Source organism: Sinorhizobium fredii (assembly GCF_002944405.1).
Taxonomy (GTDB): domain Bacteria; phylum Pseudomonadota; class Alphaproteobacteria; order Rhizobiales; family Rhizobiaceae; genus Sinorhizobium; species Sinorhizobium fredii_C.
In genome coordinates this window covers 1339116-1365232 of the sequence record NZ_CP024310.1, presented here as the reverse complement: position 1 = coordinate 1365232, position 26117 = coordinate 1339116, and the positions used below count along the sequence as shown (strand labels likewise).

The window sequence follows — 26117 nt, the reverse complement described above, 5'->3', positions numbered from 1 at the left end:
GGGTTCAATAGCCGCGGTCGCGGTCGACGAGGCCGACGAGCTCGAGGCCGGCCTCGTGGCGCCGGATATTGGCGACGACGGTTTTTGCCGCGGTTTCCGGCTGGGTGACGCTGGCGATATGCGGAGTGATGATCACCTTCGGATGGCGCCAGAGCGGGTGCTCCGCCGACAGCGGCTCCGGATCGGTGACGTCGAGCACTGCGCCGGCGAGCTGGCCGCTCTCAAGTGCTGCAACAAGCGCATCGGTATCGAGCTGTGGCCCGCGCCCGGCATGAACGAGACCGGCGCCCAGCGGGAGTTTAGAAAACAGCGACGCGTCGAGGATGCCGTGTGTCTCGGCGGTGAGCGGCAGCAGGCAGATCAGGATGTCCTGCTTGGCGAGAAAGTCGGCAAGACCGCTTTCGCCGTGGTAGCAGGTGACGCCCGGGACCTCGTGCGGCGAGCGGCTCCAGCCGGCAAGCGGGAAGCCGAAGGGACCGAGCCGGTCCAGCGCCGCCCGGCCGAGATTGCCGAGGCCCATGACGCCGACCCGGCGCTCCGCCGCCTGGCGGACGGGACGCCCGCGCCATTCGCCGGCACGTTGCTGGTTGAGATAACCGGGAAGGTCGCGATGCAGCGCGAGGACGGCGAGTGTCACATATTCCTGCATCATCCGGGTGATGCCGTCTTCGATCATCCGGACGAGCTTGACCCTTTTCTTCAGGCGGTCGAGCGCGAACTGGTCGACGCCGGCGCCGATCGAGAACAGCACTTCGAGATTGACATAGCGTTCGAGGTCCGGCGGTGCGGTCCAAGTCAGCAGGTAGCGGACCGCAGCAGGATCGACGCTGCCGGCATCCGTGAAGAAAGAAAGCGAGGGTAGCTCGCGGGCGAATTCAGTCGCGAAGATCTTCGCCCGTACGGCATCCGAGTTGAATAGAAAGGCCATGGTCGTCCCCGTTTCTTTTCATGCATCATTGCCGTGTTGCCCCGGTAGAATGCTCCGAAGCAGGCAGGGTCGACGGCATTTGGCACCGATTTGATGGGTGGCTTCGACTTGCCGGTTGACCGGGTTCACGCGCCTAGCCTTCGGCCAAGCGCCTCGATCATTGTTCGGCAGGCCGCGAGTTCGCCGATCTCGATATATTCGTCCGCCTTGTGGGCTCGTGCGATGTCACCCGGACCGCAGATGATCGCGTCGATACCGGCCGCTTGATAAAGGCCCGCTTCCGTGCCGTAGCTGACGGCGGCAAGCGGCTCCTTACCGGTGAGATCGTGCAGCAGCGCGGCAAGCGGCGCATCTTCCCTGAGCGACAACGCCGGATAGGAGCTCAAGCTTTCCCAGCGGGCCTTGAAGCCGCGGCCGGCCAGGCTTTGGAGCTTCGCCTCAATGCCTGAGAGGAGCCCGGCGGGATCGACCCCCGCCACGGCGCGGGCTTCCAGTTCGATCGTACAGCGGTCGGGAATGATGTTCACCGCCTGCCCGCCGGCAATGGTGCCGACCTGGAGCGACGAATAGGGCGGCTCGAAATTGCCGTCGAACGGACCTGCCATCAAAGCCGCGGCGGAACGGACCGCCTCGCCAACGATCTCCGCCATGGCGTGGATGGCGTTGAGGCCGAGGTCCGGCCGTGAGGAATGGCCGGCCCGGCCGACGATCTCGATGCGCGCGGCGGCCTTGCCCTTGTGAGCGCGGATGGCACGCAGGCCGCTCGGCTCGCCGACGATACAGCCTTCGGGCTTGGCGCAGAGATCCGGAAGCCGGGAAATCAGGTGCGGGACGCCGCGGCAGCCGGCTTCCTCGTCATAGGAGAAGGCGAGGTGGAGCGGCTGGGAGAGCGGCAGGGAGGCGATCGCCGGCAGAGCCGCGAGGGCGCAGGCGAGAAACCCCTTCATGTCGCTGGTTCCACGGCCATAGAGCCGTTCACCCTCGTGCCTGAGCGTGAAGGGATCGCTCTTCCATGTCGGCTCGGCAGCCGGCACCACGTCCATGTGTCCCGACAGGATGATGCCCGGCCGGTCGACGGGGCCGAGGCTGGCGAAGAGGTTGGAGCGATCGCCTTCCGGACCCGGCAGCACGCTCACCTTGGCGCCGAGCTCTGCAAGGTAGCTGCGGATCCAGTCGACTATCTCGTGGTTCGCCGTTCCGACCACCGACGGAAAGGATATCAGCCGGGCGAGGATTTCTTCTGTCTTCATTCTTGCCTCACAGCATGCCGGGTTGGCCGGGGTCGAGGTGGCGTCGCATCAGGATAGGTCCAGAGCGGGCAAATGCCTGCCGAATGATTTGCGGCTTCGGTGGAAAGTGCTGAACTGGGAAAGATCTGAAGCGTTTTGTGTTGCGGGCAAGCGGCTACAACTGAAGCGGGACATTCGGCTTCCGCGGCCCGAGTACGAACCGTAGCGCGGATGGCGTGCTGGTGCCTCCAAGGGGCAAGAAAATGGAAAGAGCCGATTCGATAAAGTTGGATTCCTTCGAATTGAGTATCGGTGACATCGCCGATGCCGATCTCGACGCGCTCCATGCCCTGTCCATGTCCGTCGGCTGGCCGCATCGAGCCGAGGATTGGCAGCTCGCGCGCGAGCTCGGTCACGGGATCGTGGCACGCGATGCGATCGGGCGCGTGCTCGGCTCGGCCATGTGGTTCGATCATGCACCCGATTTCACCACCTTCGGCTTGGTCATCACCTTGCCGCGCTTGCAGATGCTCGGCGCCGGTACCTGGTTGATGAATCATCTGCTGGCCCAAACCGGCTCGCGGGCGATCGGCCTCAACGCGACCCGCTCCGCTCGGCGGCTCTATAAGTCGCTCGGTTTTGCTCCGGAACGAACCGTCTATCAGTGCCAGGGCGATGCGATTGCAACGCCGCAGGGCACTCTTCCATCGGGAGCGGCGCTGCGTTCGCTTACGCGGGACGATCTTGACGAGATCGCGGCTCTCGACCGCGCCGCCTATAGCGCCGACCGCACCTCAGTTTTGGCCCGCCTCGTCGAGCTCTCGAAAGGCATGGCGCTTGTTCGTGGCGATCGCATCGCCGCCTACTCGCTGTGCCGGCGCTTCGGGCGCGGCCACTTGATCGGCCCGGTGGTGGCGGCAAGCGACGATGATGCTATTGCGGTGACGAGGCCGCATGTGGCCGACCACGCCGGGGCCTTTCTGCGCATCGACACCCGGCAGAAGAGCGGTTCGTTCGCAGAGTTCGTCGCGCAATCCGGCCTTCCGGTCTACGACACCGTTACCAGCATGTCGCTCCGGCGGCCTTGGCTGATCGACGACGCGGGCGGCGAGAAGCCGATAATCTATGGCTTGGCCAGCCACGCCCTGGGATAGGGGACGGCCTTACCGCCGCCCAACCCAAGAAACGGGTTGAATTCGCAGCCTGGCCGCACGATTTTCATGGAAACTCCAGAATCGTGGGAGGCTGTGGCTATGGGCCAGACAGCGCACCAATATCTGATCTTCGAAACGGCCGCCGGCTTCTGCGGCATTGCCTGGAGCGTGCGAGGCATCACACGCTTTCAACTGCCGACCAAAAGCGCGGAGGCGACCGAGCGGCTTCTGCTCAGGCGTCTGCCCGAGGCGGTACCACACGAGCCCACGCCGGCAGTCGTGGAAGCCGTTGCCGAGGTGAAACGCTATTTCGAGGGCAAGGAGACGGATTTTTCCGGGCTCGCGCTCGATCTCGAAGAAGAGGACTCTCTGTTCAAGCAGATCTATGCAGCGACGCGAAAAATTCCCTGGGGGCGCACGACGACCTATGGCGCGCTCGCCAAGGAGGTCGGTGCCGGCCCGGAAGCGGCGCGCGATGTCGGCCAGGCGATGGCGAAAAACCCGGTCGCGCTGATCATACCGTGCCACCGCGTGCTGGCGGCCGGCGGCAAGGTCGGCGGTTTTTCGGCACCGGGCGGCGCCACCACGAAGCTGCGCATGCTCGAATTGGAAGGCGTCCACATCGGCCGGCCGGAGCCGGCACAGCAATCCCTGGGATTTTGAACAAGGGTTGCGATGGAACCCAGGCCGAAGGAGGGAGCAATGCAGACGTTAGAGGCGCGGTTGGGTTCCGCTCGCCAGAGCGATCGGGCGTGGTCCGTCGAGCGAAGGAAGATTCTCGACTGGCTGGTGATGGAGACGCGCGAAGAACGCTTCATCGACAACATCTTCGTGGAGCTCTGCCGGAGATTGTCGGAGGCCGGGTTGCCGCTTGCCCGTGCGACCCTGCATTTCAGGATTCATCATCCGCAATGGATCGGCGCCCGCATCCTGTGGCGGAAAGGGTTGTCGGAGGCGGAGATCGACACCTATGAATATGGCGTCGAAGACAGCACGCAATATCTGAACAGCCCCTTGCACGCGTTCAACGAGGGAGCCGACGAGGTGCGCCGGCACCTGGACGACCCGACAGCCGACGGTCCGAACTACCCGCTCTACGAAGAGCTCAGGACCGAAGGTCTCACCGATTACATGATCTGGCCGCTCTACCACACACTGGGCAAGCGCCACGCGATCACCTTTGCCAGCGACAGGCCGGGCGGCTTCGATGCCGAGGATATCGCCTTCCTGTCGGACATCCTGCCGGCGCTGGCGCTCGTCAGCGAGATCCGGTTGAAAAACCGTATGGCTCGCACGCTCCTCGAAACCTATGTCGGCCCGCATGCCAGCGAGCAGATTCTGGCGGGGGCGACGACGCGCGGCAGCGGCGTGACGGTCGGCGCGGCAATCCTGATCTGCGACCTGCGCGACTTCACGAGATTGTCGGATCTCTGGCCGCGCGACGACGTCATCGAGCTCCTGAACGACTATTTTGACGCGATGTCCGAGCCGATCGAACGGCATGGCGGAGAAATACTGAAATTCATGGGCGACGGGCTGCTGGCGATCTTTCCGCTCACCGATCCTTGCGCCTGCAGCCAGCTTCTCGCCGCCATTGACGAAGCGCAGGCGGCGCTTTCCAGGCTTAACGAGGCCAATCTAAAAAAGGGCCACGATCCGCTCGGCTACGGCATCGGCGTCCATGTCGGCGACGTGATGTACGGCAATATCGGTTCGCGCAAGCGCCTCGATTTCACAGTCATCGGTCCGGCCGTCAACATCGCCTCTCGGCTCGAGAGCCTGACCAAGGAGCTCAAGCGCCCCGTTCTGCTTTCAAGAGCCTTTGTCGAAAGGGCAGGATGCGCCGGAGAACTTGAAAGTCTCGGCTCCTATGCCTTGAGAGGACTGGACGAACCGGTCGATGTGTTTGCCCTCTTGGGTGCCAAGTAGGTCTGGAACACTATCCTGGAAATGACTCGCGTTCCCCGCGGCTTGAGCGTTAACTGAATCGCTCTCACGCAGGAGGTGAGCCATGACCATGTATCTCACGCGCTTCAGCTACACGCCCGAAACATGGGCGCGCATGATTCAAAACCCCGAGGATCGCCGCGAGGCAGCTCGGACCTATATCGAGGCCGTCGGCGGCAAGCTTCACGGTTTCTGGTACGCGTTTGGCGAGCATGACGGTTGGACGCTTTGGGAGGCGCCGGACAGTGTCTCAATGGCCGCTGTCGCGATTGCGATCGGCGCGGGAGGAGCGCTGAGCTCCATTGAGACCACCGTACTTCTCAGCGTCGATGAGACCATTGATGCTTTGGCAAAGGCAAAGCAGGTGCGGTATCGCCCACCGGCAACGTAGCTGTCCCTGCTGTTCCACATTGAGCGAGATGCTTGAGCTGTCGGTCAGCTTGGTTCGTGCAGGACCACGCGATTTCGGCCGGCCTGCTTGGCAAGATAAAGTGCAGCATCGGCCTGGTTCTGAAGCTGTTCCGGTGAAACGATCGTCTCATCCGGCGGCTGGGTCGCCACTCCGATGCTCAAGGTGACGCAAGGCGAAACGCGGGAATCCGGGTTCGGAAGGGAGGCGGCTTCGACACTCTTGCGAATCCGTTCGGCGAGAAGGACCGCCTCGCTCTCGTCGACGCCCGGAAGCACGATCAGGAATTCCTCGCCGCCGTAACGGGCGACATGATCGCGATCGCTTTGCACGCTGCTTTCAATAATACCCGCAACCTTCACGAGGCAACGATCGCCCTCCGCATGGCCGAGGCGATCGTTGAGCTTCTTGAATTCGTCGATATCGCACATCAGCATGGAGCAGCCGCGGCTATCCAGGCCTGCGCTCCAGAACCGGTTGAGCGTTTCCATCATCCAGCGCCGGTTGGCGATCCCCGTCAGCGGATCGGTTCTGGCGAGACGTTCCAGCCGGGCATTCGCATCGGCCAGTTCTGCCACACGGCTGCGGTCTCTGAGCTCGAGGAGAAACCCCTTCTGCGCCAGGATCGTCATGGTGCGCCGCGCAACGACAGTGGCGACGATGCCGCTGGCAAAAAACAACGTCGCAGCCACGGCGCTTCCGGTCTCCAGGCTGGGGTTCAGCAACTGGAAAACCAGGTAGAGGCTCAGCGCCAGGGCGGCGACGGTAACGGTCCAAGCCAACGGAACGCTGAAGATGATAATGGCGGTGATCGCCACGAAGAGCATGATGGTCAGGTGGCGTTCGTAAAACTCGCCACCCGCGCCGACGCCCACCAGCGCGACCGAGAGGAGGATGAAAAACAGGCCCGCGATGATCGAGCCTCCCTGGATCGAGGTCGCTCGCGGTTTTCGCCAGACGAAGGCTGTGCCGAGAGCGGCTGGCGGCAGGATGCAGGCGGGCGCGAGCATCGACAGGACGATCGCCTTCGGGAGGAGGATGGCGTTGAGGCCCAGGGTCAGGACATCCAACAGGGCCACCCAAATCATCCAGGCACGAATAACCTTGGCGGTTCGCGGCTAGGAGCGCTCCTGGAACAGGCGACGAAGCTCGCCCTTGAGGCGGATGTCACGCGTTCGGCCCGCGAGAAGGCGGGCAACCTCGGCCATGACCGCAGGATCCTGTGCCTGAAGCTGCATCTGTGCGGACGGATCAAGCCTACGCGCCGAGACTGCACTATCCTCAATGTCCATGCCTGCCCATGTAGGGGAGCGTCTCCCCCAGGCAAGTAAAGGCAAAGCGGGCTATTTGAATATGTTCCGTCGTTTCGCGGTGACCCGGCCGCCGACGCAAATGATACGTTCCATACAGCGCCGCGCGTCCTATCAGGCGCTCAAAGGTCGCTGCAGTACTTGGAATTGCCGCATGTCTTTGTCCTTAAATCGAGATCGATTGAACGAGACATGCAGTAGTCGAACAGGTCTGCGTCAACGGGAGAGACGCATGGTTGCATCCGTGCCGCAGGAGGCGGTCGGGCGTGTTCTGATCGCGGAACGCAATCCGCTCGTCATTGCTGCCCTCCGTGGATTGTTTTCCGAGAATGCCCGCTTTTTCATCGCCGACACCGCGAGCACATCGGCCGAGCTTTACGAGAAGCTTGCCATCGCCGAAGTGGATTGCGTGCTGCTTTCCTGGCAGCTCGACGATGCCGAGGCACCCGAGGTTCTCGCCGATCTCGGCCGGCTCGGACTCGATCCGAGGATCGTTCTATTCGCCGATACTCGTGATCCGGCCGTCGTCAACGAGACGATCAGGCTGGGTGTGAACGGGCTTTGCTATCAGTTCGAGGATCCGGAAATCCTGTTCGCGACGCTCACCGCCGTGATGAAGGGCCGGATCTGCATTCCCTATACGGTGCTCTCCAAAATCTCCAACACGCCCTTTCAGCAGCTCACCTCTCGCGAGAGCGAATTGCTCGGCATGCTGGCCAATGGCTGGACCAATATCCAGATCGCCGCGCGAACCGGCATCTCCGAGAATACCGTGAAATACCACCTCAAAAACCTTTACGACAAGCTCGAGGTGCGCAATCGCGCCATGGCCGTAGCACTCTACACAAAAGAACGCCGGCGCAACCCGGAGTAACTACCTGCGGGTAGTCTGCGGGTAGTCTTCGCCTACCCATCTCCTCGAAGTGACCACCCGCAAGGACCGCGCTCGCGCTGCCCGTCCGGCATTCTTTTCTGCCTGAGCGAGTGTTGTGCAGACTTTCCCTGAAAGGCAGCTTCGGTTCCGAGGAAACGCCGTCCGCGGACGCAGCCATTGGAGGAACGATGTCAGGCTACAATCATCTCTTCATCCCAGGCCCCACCAACATTCCCGAGCAGGTCCGCCAGGCGATGAACCTGCCGATGGAGGACATGCGGTCCCCTCGCTATCCGGAGCTCACGCTGCCGCTCTTCGCCGACATCAAGAGAGTGTTCAAGAACCAGAGCGGCCGCGTTTTCATCTATCCATCGTCCGGCACCGGCGCCTGGGAAGCGGCGATGACCAACGTGCTCTCCCCCGGCGACAGGGTGCTGATGAGCCGTTTCGGCCAGTTCTCGCATCTCTGGGTCGACATGGCCGAACGCCTCGGTTTCGAGGTTGATTGCCTCGACCGGGAGTGGGGCACGGGCGTGCCGGTCGAGCTCTATGCCGACCGGCTCGCCGCCGACAAGGCCCACACGATCAAAGCCGTCTTCGTGACCCATAACGAAACCGCGACCGGCGTCACCTCGGATGTCGCCGCCGTGCGCGCCGCGCTCGACGCCTGCGGCCACCCGGCGCTGCTCTTCGTCGATGGCGTCTCGTCGATCGGCTCGATCGACTTTCGCCAGGACGAATGGGGCGTCGACTGCGCCGTGTCCGGTTCGCAGAAGGGGTTCATGATGCCTGCTGGCCTCGGTTTCCTCTCTGTCAGCCAGAAGGCGCTCGAGGCCGCCAGGACCGCGCGTCACATGCGCTGCTACTTCTCCTTCGAGGACATGATCAAGACCAACGACACCGGCTACTTTCCGTATACGCCGCCGACACAGCTGCTGCACGGCCTCAGAGCGGCGCTCGACCTGATCTTCGAAGAAGGCCTGGAGACTATCTTCGCCCGCCATCATCATCTCGCCAATGGCGTCCGCGCCGCGGTCTCCGCCTGGGGGCTCAAGCTCTGCGCAACCGAACCGAAATGGCATTCCGACACCGTTTCGGCAATCCGTCTGCCGGAAGGAATCGATGGTGTCGAGGTCATCCGCCACGCCTACCAAACCTATAACACCTCGCTCGGCAGCGGGCTCGGCAAGGTGGCAGGCAAGGTCTTCCGCATCGGCCATCTCGGCTCGCTGAACGAGGTCATGGTTCTGGGCGCGCTTTCCGCCGCCGAACTGACGCTGCTCGACTGCGGCCTGAAGATCGAGCCGGGTGCGGGTGTGGGTGCGGCGATCAGCCAGTTCCGTTCCGCCGCGACCGCGTCGTCCGCCAAGGCAGCCTGAAAACCGGGAGGAGAGGAAATCATGAGCCACACGATAAACCATCTCCGCCGGTTGCGGCTGCAGCGCAGCGAACTCGCCGTTCCGGGCTCGAACCCCGAAATGATCGGGAAGGCCGCAAATTCCGGCGCCGACTACATCTTCCTCGACATCGAGGATGCCGTCGCCCCGCCGGACAAGGAGCGGGCCCGCGCCAATATCGTCGCAGCGCTGAACGAGATCGACTGGCGCGGCCGTGGCAAGACCATCTCGGTGCGCATCAACGGGCTGGACACGCACTACATGTACCGCGACGTCGTCGACCTCATGGAGCAGGCCGGCGACAGGATCGACACGCTGCTGGTGCCGAAGGTCGGCGTGCCCGCCGACCTCTACATGGTCGAGGCGATGGTCAACCAGATCGAGATCGCCAAGGGCTACAAGACCCGTGTCGGTCTCGAGGCCCTGATCGAGACGGCTCTCGGCATGGCCAATGTCGAGGCCATCGCCTCCTTTGGCGGCCGGCTGGAAGCCCTACATTTCGGCGTTGCCGACTATGCCGCCAGCCTCAAGGCCCGCACGGTCAATATCGGCGGTCTCAATCCCGACTACCCGGGAGACCAGTGGCACTTCGGCCTGTCGCGGATGACCGTTGCTTGCCGCGCCTATGGCCTGCGCGCCATCGACGGTCCCTTCGGCGATTTCTCCGATCCGGAAGGCTACAAGGCCGCGGCCCGCCGTGCCGCTGCGCTTGGCATCGAGGGCAAGTGGGCCATCCATCCAAGCCAGATCGCGCTTGCCAACGAGATCTTTTCCCCTCCCGAGAAGGAGGTCGAGCGCGCCCGCCGCATCATCGATGCGCTGAAGGTCGCCGAGAGCGAGGGCAAAGGTGCAGCCTCGCTCGACGGAAAGATGATCGATGCCGCTTCCGAGCGCATGGCGCGCAACGTGCTCGCCACCCATGAAGCCATCACGGCCGGCCGCTGAGAGGAGGAAGCCATGGATATCCACGAATACCAGGCCAAGGAACTTCTCTCCCGCTATCATATCCACATTCCGCGGGGCGGGCTGGCCTACAGTCCCGAACAGGCTGCCTATCGCGCAAGCGAGATCGGCGGCGACCGCTGGGTCGTCAAGGCGCAAATCCATTCCGGGGCGCGCGGCAAGGCCGGCGGTATCAAGCTCTGCTCGTCCGACCACGAGATCGTCGCGGCTGCCGATGCCATGCTCGGTGCCAAGCTGGTGACGCACCAGACCGGAGCGCAGGGCAAGCTGGTCAGCCGCCTCTACGTCGAGGAGGCGATGGATATCGAGCGCGAGATCTATCTCGGCTTCGTCCTCGACCGGAAATCCGAGCGCATCATGATCGTCGCCTCGTCCTCGGGCGGCATGGAGATCGAGGAGATCGCCGAGGCGGAGCCCGATTCCATCATCCGCGCCACCGTCGATCCGGGCGTCGGCATGCAGGATTTCCAGGCCCGCGAGATTGCCTTCGGGCTCGGCATCGACAATGCCCTGATCGGCCGCGCCACGCAGACGCTCATGGGCTGCTATCGCGCCTTCGTCGACTATGACGCCGCGATGCTTGAGATCAATCCGCTGGTCGTGACCCGCCGCGGTGATCTCGTGGCGCTCGACGCCAAGATGAGCTTCGACGAGAACGCGCTGTTCCGCCGGCCGCATATCGCCGAAATGCGCGACAAGAGCCAGGAAGATCCGCGCGAGACCTACGCGTCCGACCGCGGCCTCTCCTATGTCGGTCTCGACGGCAATATCGGCTGCATCATCAACGGCGCGGGGCTGGCCATGGCGACCATGGACATGATCAAGATTGCCGGCGGCGAGCCCGCGAATTTTCTCGACATCGGCGGCGGCGCCTCGCCCGACCGCGTTGCGAAATCCTTCCGCGCCGTGCTGCACGACAAGAACGTTGAAACGATCCTCGTCAACATCTTCGCCGGCATCAACCGCTGCGATTGGGTGGCGGAGGGCGTGATCAAGGCGCTGAAGGAAGTCGGTGTCCCGGTTCCGCTCGTCGTGCGCCTTTCCGGCACCAACATGGAAGAGGGCCGGCGCATCCTCGCCGAGTCCGGCGAGGACATCATCGTCGCGGAAACGCTGGCCGAGGCTGCCGAGAAGGCGGTCGCCGCCTGGCGTTCCTACACCGCCAACAAAGCTGCTTGAGGGAGGCCTACGCCATGTCCATTCTCCTCGACAAGAACACGCGCGTCATCGTGCAGGGCTTCACCGGTAAAATCGGCAGCTTCCATGCCGAAGACATGAAGCGTTACGGCACCAACGTGGTCGGCGGCGTCACGCCCGGCAAGGGCGGGCAGACGCATCTCGGCATGCCGGTCTTCAACACGGTGAAAGGCGCCGTCCAGGAAACCGGCGCCGATGCCTCGATCGTCTTCGTGCCGCCGCCCTTTGCCGCCGACTCGATCATGGAGGCGGCGGATGCCGGCATCCGGCTCTGCGTCTGCATCACCGACGGCATTCCCTCCCAGGACATGATCAGGGTCAAGCGATACATGAGGCGCTATCGCTTTGAGGATCGCATGACCCTGATCGGGCCGAACTGCGCCGGCATGATCACGCCTGGCGAGGCGATGATGGGGATCATGCCGGGCTCGATCTACCTGCCCGGCCGCATCGGCATTGTCGGCCGCTCGGGGACGCTCGGCTACGAGGCGGCGAGCCAGATGAAGGCCCTCGGCATCGGTGTGTCGACATCGGTCGGCATTGGCGGCGACCCGGTCAACGGCTCGTCCTTCAAGGACATGCTGGAGTTGTTCGAACAGGATTCGGAAACGGACGCCGTGCTGATGATCGGCGAGATCGGCGGCCCGCAGGAGGCGGAGGCCGCTCTGTGGGCGCGCGACCAGATGAAGAAGCCGCTGATCGCCTATATCGCAGGGCTTTCGGCGCCGAAAGGCCGGCGCATGGGTCATGCGGGCGCGATCATCTCCGCCTTCGGGGAATCGGCGCAGGAAAAGGTCGAGATCCTGAAGGGGGCGGGTGTCACGATCGTGCCGACTCCGTCCTCCTTCGGCGAGAGCGTCGCCGACGTGTTGTCGGCGATGAACAAGGCAGCCTGAGCGGCAAGGCCGCCCGTTGAGTGCGGGCGTGCTCGCCCCAGACAACAACAAGAAGACACGATCCGCCCGGCGGATCGCACGAGTGGGAACAGGCTGCTCGGAAGAAGGCGGGCAGCCCCGGTTAACTAGGAGGAGCAACCAATGCAAGGATCAAGACCTCAGGTCGATCCGGCCGTCTTCTGGCCGTCGATCACCATCATTTTGGGATTTGTCGGTTGGGGGACGGTGTTCCCCGACAGCCTGTCCTCGGTCTCGAAAGTGGTCCTCAACACGGTCATCGACGATTTCGGGTGGGGCTTCGTCGTCTCGTCAGCGGGCTTCCTGATTTTCGCGCTTTTTCTTGCCGTCAGCCGCCTGGGCAAGATCCGGCTCGGACAGGACGACGAGCGGCCGGAATTCCGCACCGCATCCTGGATCTGCATGATGTTCAGCGTCGGCATGGGCATCGGCCTGATGTTCTGGGGCGTTGCAGAACCGATCTTTCATTTTTCAAGCCCGCCGCACGGGCAGGCGGAGCCGAAGAGCCTCGAGGCGGCGCTTCTCGCCATGAAGTACTCCTATTTCCACTGGGCGCTTCACCCCTGGGCCATCTATGCCGTGGTCGGCCTGACGATCGCCTATTTCACGTTCCGCAAGGGCAAGTCGAACCTGATTTCGTCTGCCTTCACGCCGCTTCTCGGCAAGGCCGCAAGCGGGCCGATCGGCAAGGCAATCGACGTGCTAGCGATCATCGCGACGCTGTTCGGCACGGCCACTTCGCTCGGCCTCGGTGCCCAGCAGATCAACAGCGGCATGGACTTCCTATGGGGGACCGGGACTTCCAACGCGATCGCGCTGTCCATCATCGGCGTCATGTCGGTGCTGTTCATCCTCTCGGCGGTGTCGGGTGTGGGCAAGGGCATCCAGTTCCTCTCCAACATGAATATGATCATCGCGATGCTGCTGTTGATATTCCTGCTCTGCATCGGTCCGACGATCTTCATCTTCAACACCTTCACGGAATCGCTCGGCTTCTATCTGAGTGACCTCGTAACCATGTCGTTCCGCACCGCGGCCTTCAGCGACGGCAAGTGGCTCGGCAGCTGGACGATCTTCTATTGGGCATGGTGGGTTTCCTGGGCGCCCTTCGTCGGCGTGTTCATCGCCCGCATCTCGCGTGGCCGCACGATCCGCGAATTCGTGATCGGCGTTCTGCTGATCCCGAGCGGCGTCACCTTCGTCTGGTTCACGATCATGGGTGGAACCGCGCTGCATTCCGAGCTCTTCGGCGCCGGCGGCATCGTCGACGCGGTCTACAACCAGGGTGCCGCAGTCTCGCTCTTTGCTTTGCTGGCGCAATATCCCTTTGCCTGGCTGACGTCCCTGGTCGCCATTTTCCTGGTTGCGATCTTCTTCATCTCCGGCGCCGATGCAGGCGCGGTGGTGATGGGAATGCTCTCGTCGAACGGCACGCTCGAGCCGCCCCCGAGTGTCGTCGTGCTTTGGGGCGTGCTGGCGGGCGCCTCGGCCTCGGTCCTGCTCATGATGGGCGGATTGCAGGGTTTGCAGACGGCCTCGATCATCGCGGCGGCCCCGTTCCTGATCGTCATGGTCGGGCTCTGCATCTCGCTGTGGCACTCGCTCCTCGACGAACTGGAAGAGGGGCGGTCGCCGCGGAGGGTGCCGACTGCCGCTACCGCTGGCGAAGCCGCCGCACTTGCGCCTGAAGCCGCACAATAACGATGCTGATAATCTTAAGAGCGGCCGATCTTCTGATCGGCCGCTCTTAAGAAAAGCATGCGTTCGATCGTATCCAGCGTCTCATGTCGCAATTCGATGGCAATACGTTCGGAATTCGTGCTGCGTGGATTTTTGAATTGTCCAACATTGTCGCCTGAGCAATCGCCCGATCCGGGAGCGAGACTTGCACGTTCGGCCGCAGCGTCAGTTTCGGCGATCACCAATGACGGGGAGCGATTACCTGCTGCCCAGAATGAACAGAGGTAGAAATGATTTCCGATTCAGACCTTGTCGCGCATCGCCTCGACGCAATGAAACGCACCGAAGGCGGCGCTCCTTCGCTGCCGACGAATCCGTTCTTCGGGGTCGGTCCGATAACCGATGCGACAAAGGATGAGGTCGACAGCCGGCTGCGGCGCTATGAGTTCGACAAATGGATAGAGAGCACCTACCGGAAATACGATGACACCGGCAAGGATATCGGCGCGTTTACGACCGCCGAGCTTTCCCGCAGCATGCATCGCGGTTACCCGGCGGACAAAATTCTGCTCGATATGATGCGGGCGATCCATCGCTATTTTGAATTCCCCAAGTCGAACAGGATTGCAGTCGGTTTGGGCGGCGGCCACAGCGGCTATACCGTGTGCGTGCAGCACCTGCTCAACGCAAATGACGCGGGCCAGCGGGTGTATGTCGACACCCCGCGCCCCGAGAGCGACCGCGCCGGTGCAGCGGGCTTCTTCCGGCAATCCTGGGCAACCCAGCTCATAGAGATGCATCGCTTCGCGGAAAAGGGCGACGAAAACAGGATTCACTTTGCGAAGCGCGAGGGGGAGATCCCCTCGGCAAGCGCGCTCGCAGAACTCGGCGTTTCGATCTTCATTGGCGTGGGACACGAAACGACCGGTGCCAATTCATACACCAACGAGGAGATCACCGAGCTCCTGGCCTGGTTGGACGGCGACCCTGAAAACCGTCATGCCGTCTTCGACGCGACCTCCATGCTGGGGGCGATGCCTTGGGAGCCCGATGTCGTTCGGGCGGTAATGGCCAAATGCTGCCTGTTCATGCCGTTCCAGAAAGCAATCGGCGGCGTGTCTGGCTACTTCGTCGCATCCTTCACACCGGCGGCTCTGGCATTGATCGAGCGCAACCAGAGCAATCCGTCCTGGGCAATCCCGAGGCAGCTCAAGATTGCGCCGCCGATCAATCCCCGGCAGCCGTTCAGCAGCAAGCGGTCGGTCGATTCCGGTCCGTTCTACGATGCCGAGGAAGACAGGATGCTCGGCGGCGTCATCAACACCTATAGCGCCCTGGCATTCGCCGAGACCACCTTCGGGCTCTTGCAGACCGAACGGCGCGTCGGGTCCGTCAGCGAATTGAACAGGCGCTCGGCAAAGAACCGCAAGCTCGTCAACGAATGGGTGGACCGCAACCCGCTGTTCAGTCTCGTCGTGGAGGAAGAGGATCGCCGCGGCGCGGCGGTAACGCTGCTGAAGGTCAATGACGGCAGCATCTCCTCGTCGGACCTGCATCAGCGCATCATCGCGCGGTCGAAGCAGATCCTGGGTTATGAGGGAATTAGCCATCCGAACGGTGTTCACGAAAAGGGCCTGGATGCCGCGCGTTATGTGAACGCGTTCCCCGGCACGCCGGGGGATTATCGCGCCTGGATCGGCGGCATTCGGGACGCTGCCGACGTCACCGCTCTGCTCGACAATCTCAAATACGCCTATCTCAGGGCCAAGATCGTCGTCATCGAAGAAGAGCTCGAGAAGAGAGGCAGCCGCGTTGACTACGCCGAATCTGCCGGCGCCGGTGCCGCATCGGTGCGCGAGGGCACTTTCAAGGTGTTGATCGCGGATGCGATCGGCCTCCGCTTCGATGCTGAGGGCCGTCTCGATCACAGCGAACTGGCCGCATACATCCACGAAAAAGGCGGCGTGTTCCACGAAAAATCCGCGAACGGTTCAAGCACGGCCGACGACGGCAAGATTCACTTCTACTACCGACCCCACCTCAGCACCGCCGACGAGATCCTCGCTGAAGCGGGCGAGGGGCAGTACGATGCGGTGATCGCCGCCGCAACATTCATCCCCCAGGCTGCGAAGTTCCGCCTTGGCGGCGTCCGTATCGGCACGGGCACCGGAAACATGGGTTCCGCTTCCTGGGGCGGTCCGAACGGCGAAGGCGGCGAGGCCCCGCTGATGAACACGCCGGGCATCAATAGCCGGGCTACCGCGCAGATGGCCATGAAGGCGCTTCTCAAGGTTCTGCCCGATCTGCCGGTGGAAGAATTGCATGCCCGCGTCGTTGGCGACGACTTCGATACGGGCAAGAACCTGGCCGAATATCCGACCGAGAAGCTTGAGGGAAAGAGGATCGCGATCCTCGGCTACGGCAACATAGGCAGGGAACTCGCACGTCTTGCCAAGGCGTTCCACATGGATGTGGTCGTCTACGCCCGGCCTGCGCATCGCGACAACATCATCGCGGAAGGCTATGAATACGCCGCTACTCCGGCGGAGGCCGCGCGTGGCTCGGACGTCTTGTCGGTCCATCTCGGCCTCGGAAAACAGGATCCGGCCACCGGGACATTCTCCAATGCCGGGATCGTCGATCGCGAAGTCCTGTCCGCTCTGAACGACAGGGCCGTTCTGCTCAACTACGATCGCGGCGAGCTCGTGAACGTGACAGACCTGGACGACGCCCTGACATCCGGCAAGGTCAGGCATGCGGCGATCGATGCCGACATCTTCAAGTCGTCGGACGGCCCGAGCGGCCCGATGAAACCCTATCTCTCGCTTCTCCCGAAGCATGCCGATAAGCTTGAACTCCTTCCGCACGCGGCAGCGGACACCGACCATCCGACGCGCGTCGCCGGCGCGAAGCAAGCCGTCGACCAGATCATCGACTCGATACGATTGCTCTCGGTCACGAACCTCAAGGGTGACCTGCCCGATGGCTATGTATCGCAAGGTGCAAGCAGCCCCTCTGGCATTGGGCTTGTTACGCGCTCCGTCCTTGACCGAGTTGCGAACGACAAGGGTCTTCTCGTCCAGTTGCGGGAGGCCAGCGAAAAGATAGCCGCGATCCTCGGATCGCTCGAAACAGTGTCCGACGAGGCTCACAAAGCGCGGATCGTCGAGCGCTACCGGTCACTGCTTGCGCAGAACGCGTTGAAGCAGATTCAACTTCTAAGGTCTGCCGGTCTGCTGGCCCCTGCTGCCAAGGAGTAGGATTACCGGGTTCAGGTTTATAGAGACGGCCTTCGCTCATAAGGAGCGAAGGACAGGCGAGAAGGTGCCCTTGCTGCGGTCTCACTTGAGGCGCATGCTGCGTAGTATCAGCGGCTATTAGCAAGGGCGCCACTGGCTGGGAGATCATCGCGCTTTCGCCCCATCCTAGGAGGCCGCGCCATGTATCCGTTCCGCGACTTTGACTGCGTTATCCGACCAAGCGAGATCAGTATGCTGCAAGGCGTGTTCGAAACCGAACTTGCCCGGACAAGGCTGAGGAGTGACACCGAGGAGGCCGAAACGCTCGCAAGGAGGCTGGTCGCGCTCTATCAGGAAGGCGTCAGAGACCCGAATCTCTTGGCTGAAAGGCTGAGAGACCGATAGCAGAGAGCGCCTTTGGCCAGCGCAAACAGGGCGCTAAAGCTCGGGGCGCCGCTCATCGGGATAGAGCAGGGCAGTGCCTGCCCGAGGACTGAGGAACAAACTCGCGCGCGGCCCCGTTTCGGAAATTCAAACGAGAGGCTTCGAGGCCAACCGCAATGGCACCCCGCTCATTCTGGAAAGGCTATCTGAAACTGTCACTCGTCACCTGTCCGGTGGCAATGACGCCGGCGACGACCGAGAACGAGAAGGTCCGCTTCCACACGCTCAACCGGAAGACCAACAATCGCGTCGTCAGCCAGTATGTCGATGCGGTGAGCGGAAAAGCTGTCGACGAAGATGACGAAGTCAAAGGCTATGAACGTGGCGAGGACGATTTCGTGCTTCTGGAGGACGAGGAACTCGAAGCGGTCGGGCTGGAAAGCACGCGCACCATCGACATCGACATGTTCGTGGAGGCCGACAGCATTCGCTGGATATGGTACGACAAGCCGCACTATCTCGTTCCCGACGATCCCGTCGGTGAGGAGGCCTTTTCAGTCATCCGCGACGCGATGGCCTCAACCGGGACGGTCGGGATTTCGCGGCTTGTCATGTATCGCCGCGAGCGCGCCGTTATGCTCGAACCGAGAGGGAAGGGGATCGTTCTTTGGACGCTGCGCTATGGCGACGAGGTGCGGAAACCCGAGGAGTACTTCCGCAACATTGATGACAGCGATAACGATCCCGAACTGATGCGCCTCGTGACGAAGCTGATCGAAGAACGCAGCAAGCCCTGGGATTCCGCTATGGTGAGCGATCCCGTTCAGGCGCGACTCCTGGACATCATTTCCGCCAAAAAGAAGGGCCGGAAGCGGCCGGCCAAGGCAAAGGCTGAGGAAGAGGAGCGACCCAGCAACGTGGTCAATATCATGGACGCGCTTCGCAAGAGCCTCAGTTCGGAAAAGAAGAAAAAGACGAAGAGTTAACTCCAAGCATCAAGGTGTCAGTCCGGCATCGAGACGCGATACTTGAAGCGATCGCGGATATGCGCGTTGAAGAAGCGGCCCTTCGAAAAGGCCCGCTTGAAGGCCGCATAAGTTTCGGGAGGCACGTCCTCATAGTCATAACGCTTTTCGGTGGTCAGGAGCCAGACCGAGAGCGTTCGCGTCTCGGCGTCGTAGTCTGTCCTTTTTATCAGATGCGACGGCATTGCCTCACCGCTTCCTGAAAGGGTCCGTTCTGAGTACAGCCTTACGCGGCCCTCCTTCGCCCGGCCTTCGCCTCCTTGAGCGGAACGGCGGCCGCGCGAAAATCCGCCCATGGGTCGGCGTGCAGCGACGCCAGCCGCGTCGGCGTGTTCTCCACCGTGAAATAGGCCGGTCCGATGCTGGGAGCCAATTCGTCCCAGGAGAGGGGCATCGAGACGGCGGCGCCCGGCCGCGCTCGCGTCGAATAGGGGGCCACCGCGGTCGCGCCGCGCTGGTTTCTCAGATAGTCGACCAGGATCTTGCCGCGGCGCTTGGATTTGCTGATGGTCGAAACGAACCGGTCGGGACTGTCGGAGGCCATCGCATCGGCAACCAACTTGGTGAAGGCCTTGACGGCCGGCCACTCCGCCTTGGGCTTCAACGGCGCCACCACGTGAAGCCCCTTGCCGCCGGATGTCTTGACGAAGGGAACAAGGCCGGCCGCCTTCAGGCGGCCTGCGGTCTCGAGCGCAGCTTCGATCACCGCTTCGAACGGCACGTCCTCGCCGGGATCGAGATCCATTATGATCGTGTCCGGTCTTTACCAATCGGCGACCGTCGAGCCCCAAGGATGGATTTCGAGAACCGCGGACTGGACTAGCCCCATCAGGCCATCGAGATCCCTGATGCTCAACAGCTGTTCGTCGGGCGGGTCCTTCGGATCGTTGACGAGCACGATATTGGGGTTCAGCCCCTTCCAGGCATGCTTCTGGAAGAACGTCTCCCCGGTGATCCCATTGGGGCATCTGACCAAAGCGAGCGGGCGCCCGACGATATGGGGGCCGACAAAGCGCCAGACTTCGGAGTAATAATCGGCGAGCCCCTCTTTGGTGACACCCTCGTCCGGCCAGTAGAACCGGTCGGGGTGGGTGAGTTTCACGGTCCGACGCGGAGCCTTGGGCGCAACTGCCGCGGACTTCGGCGTTTCGCGCACGATGTCGCGGGCGGGTTTATCCTCTCGCAATCCCCTGAACGAAGCGTGGCGGAGAAGGCCGTCGGCGGTCCAGGCCCTGAACTCGACCTCGGCAACGAGCTCCGGCCTGACATATCGGACCTGGCGCGCATCTTCCGCCGCAAGCCGCGCCGCGAACGGGCTCTCGGGCGTCCGCAAACGGTCCAACCTCTTGAAGAGCTCCTCCGCAACGGCGACGGTGAACCCTGTTCCAACGCGGCCCACATGATGGAGCTTGCCGCCTTGATAGACGCCGAGCACGAGTGAGCCGATCGCCTTGCGCGACGTGGTCGACGGCACGTAGCCGGCGACGACGAACTCCTGACGCGCCGAGCACTTGGATTTCACCCAGCTTTTGTTCCGTCCCGCACGATAGGGCGCATCGCGCTGCTTCGAGACGATGCCTTCGAGGCTCAGCCTGCAGGCATGACGCAGCACCAGGCTGCCTTCCTCCTCGAAATGGCTGCTGAAGCGGATGAGGCCATCGCCTTCGCTGATCAGCTGGCCGAGCAGCTCCTTGCGTTTGACCAGGGGCAGAGCGCGCAAGTCGTAGCCGTCGAGATAGAGCAGGTCGAAGACATAGAAGCGGAAACGATCGCTGCGACCCTCGCTCAAGTCGGCCTGCAATCCGGAAAAGTCGGAGGCCCCGGAGCCCGTTTCGACAACGACCTCGCCGTCGATCAAGGCCGTTCCGACCGGTAGCGCCTGCAATGCCGACACCAGCGCCTTGCCGAACCTTTTCGTCCAGTCCAGCCCGCCACGGGTGAGAAGCTTGGTGCGCCCGGCTTCGATCCGCGCCTGCAACCGGTAGCCATCGAACTTGATTTCGTGGAGCCAGCGTTCGCCGGCCGGCGCGGAGGCGACGAGGGTCGCCAATGAGGGCTCGACGAAGTCCGGCAAAGGAGCGCGCTTGGCGCCCTTGAACTTCGCGGGATCTGGGACGTTCGAAGCCGCTTCCGGCTCCTGCCCTGGTGAAGCGGCGGTTTTCCTGCCGCGAGCCCGCTTGCGTATCCGGCCGGTCTTCGACGACCAGCCCGGCTCTTCGCCGGCAACATCCTTGATCTCGCGGCCGGTCAGAACCGACTCCGGCCGCTCCTCGAGAATATCGGGGTCTTGCTCCGATCGCGCCGCCTCGTCGTCGCCTTTGATCAGCAGCCAGTTTTCCCGTTTCTCGCGCGGCTTGCCGGCCATCCGAACCAGATGCCAGCGGCCGCCGAGCTTTTCGCCGCTGAGCTCGAAGTCGAGATGGCCTTTCGCGTAGCCCCGCCGGGCATCGCCGATCGGCGTCCACGTGCCGCGATCCCACAGGATGACGGTACCGCCGCCATATTCGCCTTTCGGGATCGTGCCTTCGAAATCTCCGTATTCGAGAGGGTGGTCCTCGACGTGAACGGCAAGGCGCTTCTCGCCGGGAACGAGGCTCGGACCCTTAGTGACGGCCCAGCTCTTCAAAACCCCGTCCATCTCCAGCCGGAAGTCGTAATGCAGCCGCGTGGCGTCGTGCTTCTGGACAACGAAACTGTTGCCGGATCGACGCGCTTTGCCCCCCTTCGGTTCGGGTGTCGAGGCGAAGTCGCGCTTTTCCCGATAGGTTTCGAGGCCCATGGGTCAGCCCGCCTTGCGACGCGGCGAAGCTTCCTTCGTCTTCGCGCCACGGGTCGCCTTCTTTTTGGTTTGAGTGGCCGCCTTTGTCTTCTTGGCCGGAACGCCGGCGCTCTGCCGCAATGCCTCCATCAGGTCCACGACCTTTCCGCGCTTCGGCTCCTTGCGCGGCTCGATCTTCTTGCCCTCGAGTTTCGCCTTGACCAGCTCGGCAAGGGCCGCCTCATAGCGATCATCGAATTTGGCTGGGTCGAACTTTCCGCGTTTGGTCTTGATGATGTGCTCGGCAAGCTTCAGCATCTCGCCCTCGATCTTCAGATCCGGCACGTCGTCGAACGCTTCTTGGGCCGAGCGGACCTCGTAGTCGAAGTTCAAGGTCGTTGCGATCAGTCCGTCCTCATAGGCGCGGATCAGAAGCGTGCGCACCCGCCGGAACAGCACTGCACTGGCGATGGCCGCGACGTTCTTCTTGCGCATGCCCTCGCGGATCAGAGCGAACGCGTCTTCGGCATGGCTCTTGGTCGGAGCAAGGTAATAGGGCTTGTCGAAATAGACGTTGTCGATATCGCCGCAGGCGATAAAGGCCGAGATCGACAGGGTCTTGTCGCTCTCCGGAACGGCCGCCGCGATCTCCTCGGGCTCCAGCACGACGTAGTCGCCGGATCCGACTTCATAGCCCTTGACCTGATCGTCCTTTTCGACCGGCTTTCCGGTCTCGCTGTCGACGAATTGCCGGTGAACGCGATGCCCGGTGGCACGGTTGATGGTGTGAAAGGCAATTCGTTCCGAGGTCGAGGCCGCTGTGTAGAGCGCGACCGGGCAGCTGACCTCGGCGACCTTCAGATAGCCCTTCCAATTTGCTCTCGGCGCCACGATGCGGCCTCACTCTGGGAACGGAGCACTGGGGTGGTTGCGCGCAACATGCTCGACGGTCGGGAACGTGGAGGCGTGGCGGTTTGTTCCCCTCGGAGGCGGGCGCGTCAGTCGATCACTCCCCGCCGGTGGCGGAAAATTGCAATGACAGGGCCGTTCGTTGTAAACAATCCGCTCCGCTTGATCTGGAGGAGGCACAGCATGGACCGGTTCACCGGAGGTTGCCTGTGCGGCAACGTTCGTCTTGTGGCGTCGGGACTCCCATACCGGGTCGGCCTTTGCCACTGTCTCGACTGCCGCAAGCATCACGGGGCGCTTTTTCACGCTTCCGCGATATTCCCCGAAAGCGCGGTGACGGTCGATGGCGAAACGCGCGCCTATGCCGGGCGGTTTTTCTGCCCCCGCTGCGGCTCGTCGCTTTTCGGCCGCAGCGCGGACGAAATCGAAGTGAACCTGGGATCCCTGGACGCCCCCGACCAACTGATGCCGACCTATGAAAGCTGGATCGTTCGCCGTGAGGCCTGGCTGCCGCCGTTTCCGCTCACGAGACAATACGAGCGCGATCGAGAGGGCTCGGGTCGGTTCGAGGAGTAGGTCGAGCGAACCGCGCGAAGCGCGTCACTCCGGAAGCCCGGCCTTGCGGAAACCGTCAACGAAATGCTCGAGCGTCGCGTCGTCGCGGAACGGCTCGGTCGTGGCCCAATGGCGGATCGTGAAATGTGGGTTGCCGACGAGGAAAAGCTCGACCTCGGCGCGCGCCTCGTCCAGCCGGCCGAGTTGGGCAAGGCTTGCCGCCAGGAAACGGCGCGAGCCCGTGCGATAGGTCTCGTCCCGGCTGAGTGTCACGACAGCCGCTTCGTATTCGCCGCCCGCATATTGCGCCTGGCCGAGCGTCAGATAGTACCAGCTTGCCGGAAACGGGTTCAGCCGGAAGGCCTTTCTGATGTGCTCCAGGCCCTCCGCGACCCGGCCGGCCAGGACCGCAATGTCGGATAAGGTCGCCCAGATGTCGGCGTCGTTCGGATCGAGCTCGATCGCCTTGGCGAATTCCGCATCCGCCTCCCTGAAGCTGCGCTCATAGGCAAGCAAGTTGGCCAACACCCAGCGGCAGCCGGCATCGTTGGGATCGATCGCTACGGCCTTGCGCGCCAGTTCCAAGGAAACGCTGCGGCTTGGTTCGATCGGTTCGCCCCAATGCACCCACCCCATCCAATGATTCATGGCAAGCCAGCGATAGGCCTCGGCATATCGCGGATCGAGCGAGACCGCGCGGGTCAGCATCAGATGCGCCTCCCGCGCCGTCTGCGGCGAATCGTCGATCAGCTTGCGCGCCCGCACGCAGAGATCGTATGCCTCGAGATTCTTGGGCCGATTGCGCTGCGGCGGTGCCCGCAGCCGGCCGAGCAGCGCCTCGACGATCTTGCCGGTGACCTCGTCCTGAACGGCAAAGATATCCTCGAGGCTGCGATCGAAGCGTTCCGCCCAGAGATGAGCGCCACTCAGCGCATCGACCAGCTGGGCGTTGATGCGCACGCGCCCCTTGGCGCGTCTTGCGCTGCCCTCGAGCAGGTATCGGACGCCGAGGTCCTCGGCGATCTCGCGCACGTCTGTCGCCTGTCCTTTGTAGGCAAAGACCGAGTTGCGGGCGATGACGAACAGGCCGGAGATCCTGGATAAATCGGTGATCAGATCTTCGGTCAACCCGTCCGCGAAGGCTTCCTGCTCGGGATCGTTGCTGAAATTCACGAAGGGGAGCACGGCAATCGACGGCCTGTCGGGCAGTGGCAAAGGCTTTCGCATGGCGCCACCGAGCTGTTCGGTCGCCCCCGTGAAGCGGTAGCCGACGCGCGGAACCGTGGAGATCCATTCACCGCCGTCGGGGGCTGGACCGAGCAGCTTCCGGAGCTGCGCAATCTGGACGGTGAGGTTGCCTTCCTCGACGGCCGTGTCGGGCCACGCCGCGTCCATCAACTCGGCTTTGCTCAGGATTTCGCCGGACCGTCCGACGAGAGCCGCAAGCAGCTTCAGCCCGCGGTAGCCGACCGCAACGGGGTCATCGTTCCGAAGCAGCGTTCCCGCAGCCGGATCAAGCACGAACGGACCAAAGGCAAAGCGCGATCCCTGCATAGGGCAAGTCTATAGTCCGTTTGGAAGTTTTTGAGAACTTTTTGGGAGCGCTTAATTACGGCGCTCCTCGTCTCCCGCAGAATTCATCCTCTTTCAGGTCGGATCCCCGACCCGCAAACCATAAGGAGGATTGGTATGAACGAGACTCCGACCCCTGCTTCGGCCCCGCCCCATCGGCATTACAGCCTCGCGACTCTGCGGAGCATCATCGCGACCTGGGGCGCGCGGATAGGCTTTCGCCGGGAACTCGAGCAGAAGTTGAAGGACGATCCGCATTTGATCGCCGATATCGGCCTGACCCAACGGCAGTTCGAGGCAGAGATCGCCAAGCCCTTCTGGCAAGGGCCGATGCCGCCTCTATGAGGCGACTGCTGCAATGACAGAGGATCGCCAGTTTCCGCGTGCCGCAGTTGTTTGCCGGCACCTGCAAAGCACGGCATCGCCGCGAGAGGATCGGCTCCCCTGGGCGGCGATGGCGGGCATCATCGCGACCGTCTCGGTGTTTGCCGTGGCGCAGGGGCTGACCTATCCGCTGCTCAGCTTCATCCTCGAGCGGCAGGGGATGGCGCCGGACCTGATCGGCTTGTCGGCGGCGATGACGCCGCTGGGTTTCATTGTATCCGCACCCCTCGTTCCGGCGCTGGCGCGGCGCGTGGGCGGGGCGCGGCTTGCGATCCTGTGTTCGCTGCTGGCGGCGCTCACGCTGGCCGCGATCGCCTGGATGCAGGGCGTTTGGGCCTGGATGCCGCTGCGCTTCCTGCTCGGCTTCTTCGCCAATCCGCTCTACGTCATCAGCGAGACCTGGCTGATGTCGATCACGCCGGCGCCACGCCGGGGCCGCATCCTGGGCCTCTATTCATCGATTGTTTCGGGGGGCTTCGCCATCGGCCCGCTCTCGCTCGGCCTCACCGGTACCGAGGGTTGGCCGCCTTTCCTGATCGGCATCGTGGCCCTTCTACTCTGCGGCCTGATCGTGCTTGGGGTCGTGCCACGTCTGCCGAAGATGCCGCACGAAGGCGAGGCAATATCGGTCGGCGGCTTCTTCGCACGGGCGCCGCTCCTATTGTTCGCGGTCTTCACGGCCGCCGCATTCGAGCAGACCCTGCTCTCTTTGTTGGCGGTCTATGGCGCCGCGCTCGGTAGCGCCGAGGCCCGTATCGCTTCGCTCATCGCCTGTTTCATCGCTGGCAATGCCGTGCTGCAGATTTTGTTCGGGCGCATGACCGAACGGCTCGGCTCGAGGCGGACCCTGTTGCTCTGTGCCCTGGCTGCGCTGGCCGGCTGCCTGCTGCTGCCGTCGATCTTCGACGCATGGCTCGTCTGGCCGCTCGTTTTCGTCTGGGGCGGAGTCTCCTTCGGGATTTATACCGTATCGCTCATCCGGCTCGGCGAGCGGTTCACCGGTCAGGCGCTGATCGCCGGTAACGCGGCCTTCGCCTTCGTATGGGGTATCGGCGGCATCGTCGGCTCGCCCGCGACGGGATTGACGATGCAACTGATCGGACATCACGGGCTGCCAACGTCCCTCGGCCTCCTGTGCTGCGTTCTGGCAGTGCTTCTGATGGCAGAGAGAAGGCGGCTCTGATCGAGGCATCTACAGCATCACTGCCGAACATTGCCATGGTGAGGCAGCGCCCCTCGGAGGAGGGAGGAGGGGCGCTGCCAACAAGGTCGACTCGGGGGCAGTGGGA

Annotated in this window: 21 protein-coding genes and 2 pseudogenes; 16 read left to right on the top strand and 7 right to left on the bottom strand. The window is 62.9% G+C overall.

Annotation, left to right across the window (positions count from 1 at the left end):
- Nucleotides 1-4 precede the first annotated feature (4 nt).
- Together NXT3_RS29980 and argE are read right to left on the bottom strand one after the other, a co-directional pair.
- Nucleotides 5-928 carry a 2-hydroxyacid dehydrogenase gene (locus NXT3_RS29980; protein ID WP_104841257.1) on the bottom strand — a complete coding sequence of 308 codons (924 nt, stop codon included), beginning with the start codon at nt 926-928 and terminating at the stop codon, nt 5-7.
- 125 nt (nt 929-1053) lie between these two features.
- The gene (gene argE, locus NXT3_RS29975; protein WP_104841256.1) at nt 1054-2178 is read right to left on the bottom strand and encodes an acetylornithine deacetylase; all 1125 of its coding nucleotides are present in this window, start codon (nt 2176-2178) and stop codon (nt 1054-1056) included.
- Between the two features lie 242 nt (nt 2179-2420).
- Here argE and NXT3_RS29970 point away from each other — a divergent pair, with 242 nt between their 5' ends.
- From NXT3_RS29970 to NXT3_RS29955, 4 genes are all read left to right on the top strand, one after another.
- Nucleotides 2421-3311, top strand: a complete 891-nt coding sequence (locus NXT3_RS29970) for a GNAT family N-acetyltransferase (RefSeq protein WP_104841255.1) — start codon at nt 2421-2423, stop codon at nt 3309-3311.
- A gap of 99 nt (nt 3312-3410) precedes the next feature.
- On the top strand, nt 3411-3974 hold the full coding sequence (locus NXT3_RS29965) for a methylated-DNA--[protein]-cysteine S-methyltransferase (protein WP_104841254.1): 564 nt from the start codon (nt 3411-3413) through the stop codon (nt 3972-3974).
- Nucleotides 3975-4013: 39 nt separating this feature from the next.
- The gene (locus tag NXT3_RS29960) at nt 4014-5240 is read left to right on the top strand and encodes an adenylate/guanylate cyclase domain-containing protein (RefSeq protein WP_104841253.1); all 1227 of its coding nucleotides are present in this window, start codon (nt 4014-4016) and stop codon (nt 5238-5240) included.
- Nucleotides 5241-5322: 82 nt separating this feature from the next.
- Nucleotides 5323-5649, top strand: coding sequence for a GYD domain-containing protein (locus NXT3_RS29955; protein ID WP_176536552.1), 327 nt, complete (start codon nt 5323-5325; stop codon nt 5647-5649).
- A gap of 44 nt (nt 5650-5693) precedes the next feature.
- On the opposite strand, the pseudogene NXT3_RS29950 reads toward NXT3_RS29955, so the two are convergent.
- Nucleotides 5694-6905, bottom strand: a pseudogene (locus tag NXT3_RS29950) (GGDEF domain-containing protein).
- Nucleotides 6906-7209: 304 nt separating this feature from the next.
- On the opposite strand from NXT3_RS29950, the gene NXT3_RS29945 reads away from it, so the two are divergent.
- The 9 genes from NXT3_RS29945 (at nt 7210) to NXT3_RS29900 (ending at nt 18611) form a co-directional block, all read left to right on the top strand.
- Nucleotides 7210-7851 (top strand): response regulator transcription factor, encoded by a 642-nt coding sequence (locus NXT3_RS29945; RefSeq protein WP_097524431.1) that lies wholly within the window; start codon nt 7210-7212, stop codon nt 7849-7851.
- 188 nt (nt 7852-8039) lie between these two features.
- Entirely contained in the window at nt 8040-9230 is a 1191-nt protein-coding gene (locus tag NXT3_RS29940) for an aminotransferase class V-fold PLP-dependent enzyme (protein ID WP_097524432.1), read from the top strand.
- Nucleotides 9231-9251: 21 nt separating this feature from the next.
- Nucleotides 9252-10193 (top strand): HpcH/HpaI aldolase/citrate lyase family protein, encoded by a 942-nt coding sequence (locus NXT3_RS29935; protein WP_097524433.1) that lies wholly within the window; start codon nt 9252-9254, stop codon nt 10191-10193.
- A 12-nt stretch (nt 10194-10205) separates the two neighbouring features.
- Entirely contained in the window at nt 10206-11390 is a 1185-nt protein-coding gene (locus NXT3_RS29930; protein ID WP_097524434.1) for a malate--CoA ligase subunit beta, read from the top strand.
- Nucleotides 11391-11404: 14 nt separating this feature from the next.
- Nucleotides 11405-12304 carry a succinate--CoA ligase subunit alpha gene (sucD, locus tag NXT3_RS29925; RefSeq protein ID WP_037416412.1) on the top strand — a complete coding sequence of 300 codons (900 nt, stop codon included), beginning with the start codon at nt 11405-11407 and terminating at the stop codon, nt 12302-12304.
- Between the two features lie 141 nt (nt 12305-12445).
- Entirely contained in the window at nt 12446-14023 is a 1578-nt protein-coding gene (locus NXT3_RS29920; RefSeq protein WP_097524436.1) for a BCCT family transporter, read from the top strand.
- A 269-nt stretch (nt 14024-14292) separates the two neighbouring features.
- Complete coding sequence (locus NXT3_RS29910; protein WP_104841252.1) at nt 14293-17262, top strand: NAD(P)-dependent oxidoreductase; 2970 nt, start codon at nt 14293-14295, stop codon at nt 17260-17262.
- A gap of 180 nt (nt 17263-17442) precedes the next feature.
- Nucleotides 17443-17646 (top strand): hypothetical protein, encoded by a 204-nt coding sequence (locus NXT3_RS29905; protein ID WP_037416424.1) that lies wholly within the window; start codon nt 17443-17445, stop codon nt 17644-17646.
- Nucleotides 17647-17801: 155 nt separating this feature from the next.
- Nucleotides 17802-18611: a non-homologous end joining protein Ku gene (locus NXT3_RS29900; protein WP_104841251.1), complete on the top strand. Its 810-nt coding sequence runs from the start codon at nt 17802-17804 to the stop codon at nt 18609-18611.
- Nucleotides 18612-18628: 17 nt separating this feature from the next.
- Here the strand turns inward: NXT3_RS29900 and NXT3_RS29895 are convergent, their stop codons facing one another.
- The 3 genes and pseudogenes from NXT3_RS29895 to NXT3_RS29885 all read right to left on the bottom strand — a co-directional run bounded on the left by NXT3_RS29895 (nt 18629) and on the right by NXT3_RS29885 (nt 22299).
- Nucleotides 18629-18835: a KTSC domain-containing protein gene (locus tag NXT3_RS29895; protein WP_037416430.1), complete on the bottom strand. Its 207-nt coding sequence runs from the start codon at nt 18833-18835 to the stop codon at nt 18629-18631.
- 41 nt (nt 18836-18876) lie between these two features.
- Nucleotides 18877-21429: pseudogene (gene ligD / locus NXT3_RS29890) on the bottom strand (DNA ligase D).
- 3 nt (nt 21430-21432) lie between these two features.
- The gene (locus NXT3_RS29885; RefSeq protein ID WP_104841250.1) at nt 21433-22299 is read right to left on the bottom strand and encodes a non-homologous end joining protein Ku; all 867 of its coding nucleotides are present in this window, start codon (nt 22297-22299) and stop codon (nt 21433-21435) included.
- Nucleotides 22300-22500: 201 nt separating this feature from the next.
- Between NXT3_RS29885 and NXT3_RS29880 the strand changes: the two genes are divergently transcribed.
- Entirely contained in the window at nt 22501-22893 is a 393-nt protein-coding gene (locus NXT3_RS29880; RefSeq protein WP_097524715.1) for a GFA family protein, read from the top strand.
- 24 nt (nt 22894-22917) lie between these two features.
- Here the strand turns inward: NXT3_RS29880 and NXT3_RS29875 are convergent, their stop codons facing one another.
- Nucleotides 22918-24426 carry a winged helix-turn-helix domain-containing tetratricopeptide repeat protein gene (locus NXT3_RS29875; protein ID WP_097524440.1) on the bottom strand — a complete coding sequence of 503 codons (1509 nt, stop codon included), beginning with the start codon at nt 24424-24426 and terminating at the stop codon, nt 22918-22920.
- 135 nt (nt 24427-24561) lie between these two features.
- Here NXT3_RS29875 and NXT3_RS29870 point away from each other — a divergent pair, with 135 nt between their 5' ends.
- A complete protein-coding gene (locus NXT3_RS29870) occupies nt 24562-24789 on the top strand; it encodes a DUF1127 domain-containing protein (protein ID WP_097524441.1) in 228 nt (75 codons plus the stop codon).
- Nucleotides 24790-24898: 109 nt separating this feature from the next.
- Complete coding sequence (locus NXT3_RS29865; protein ID WP_234819631.1) at nt 24899-26011, top strand: MFS transporter; 1113 nt, start codon at nt 24899-24901, stop codon at nt 26009-26011.
- The last annotated feature ends 106 nt before the right edge of the window (nt 26012-26117 follow it).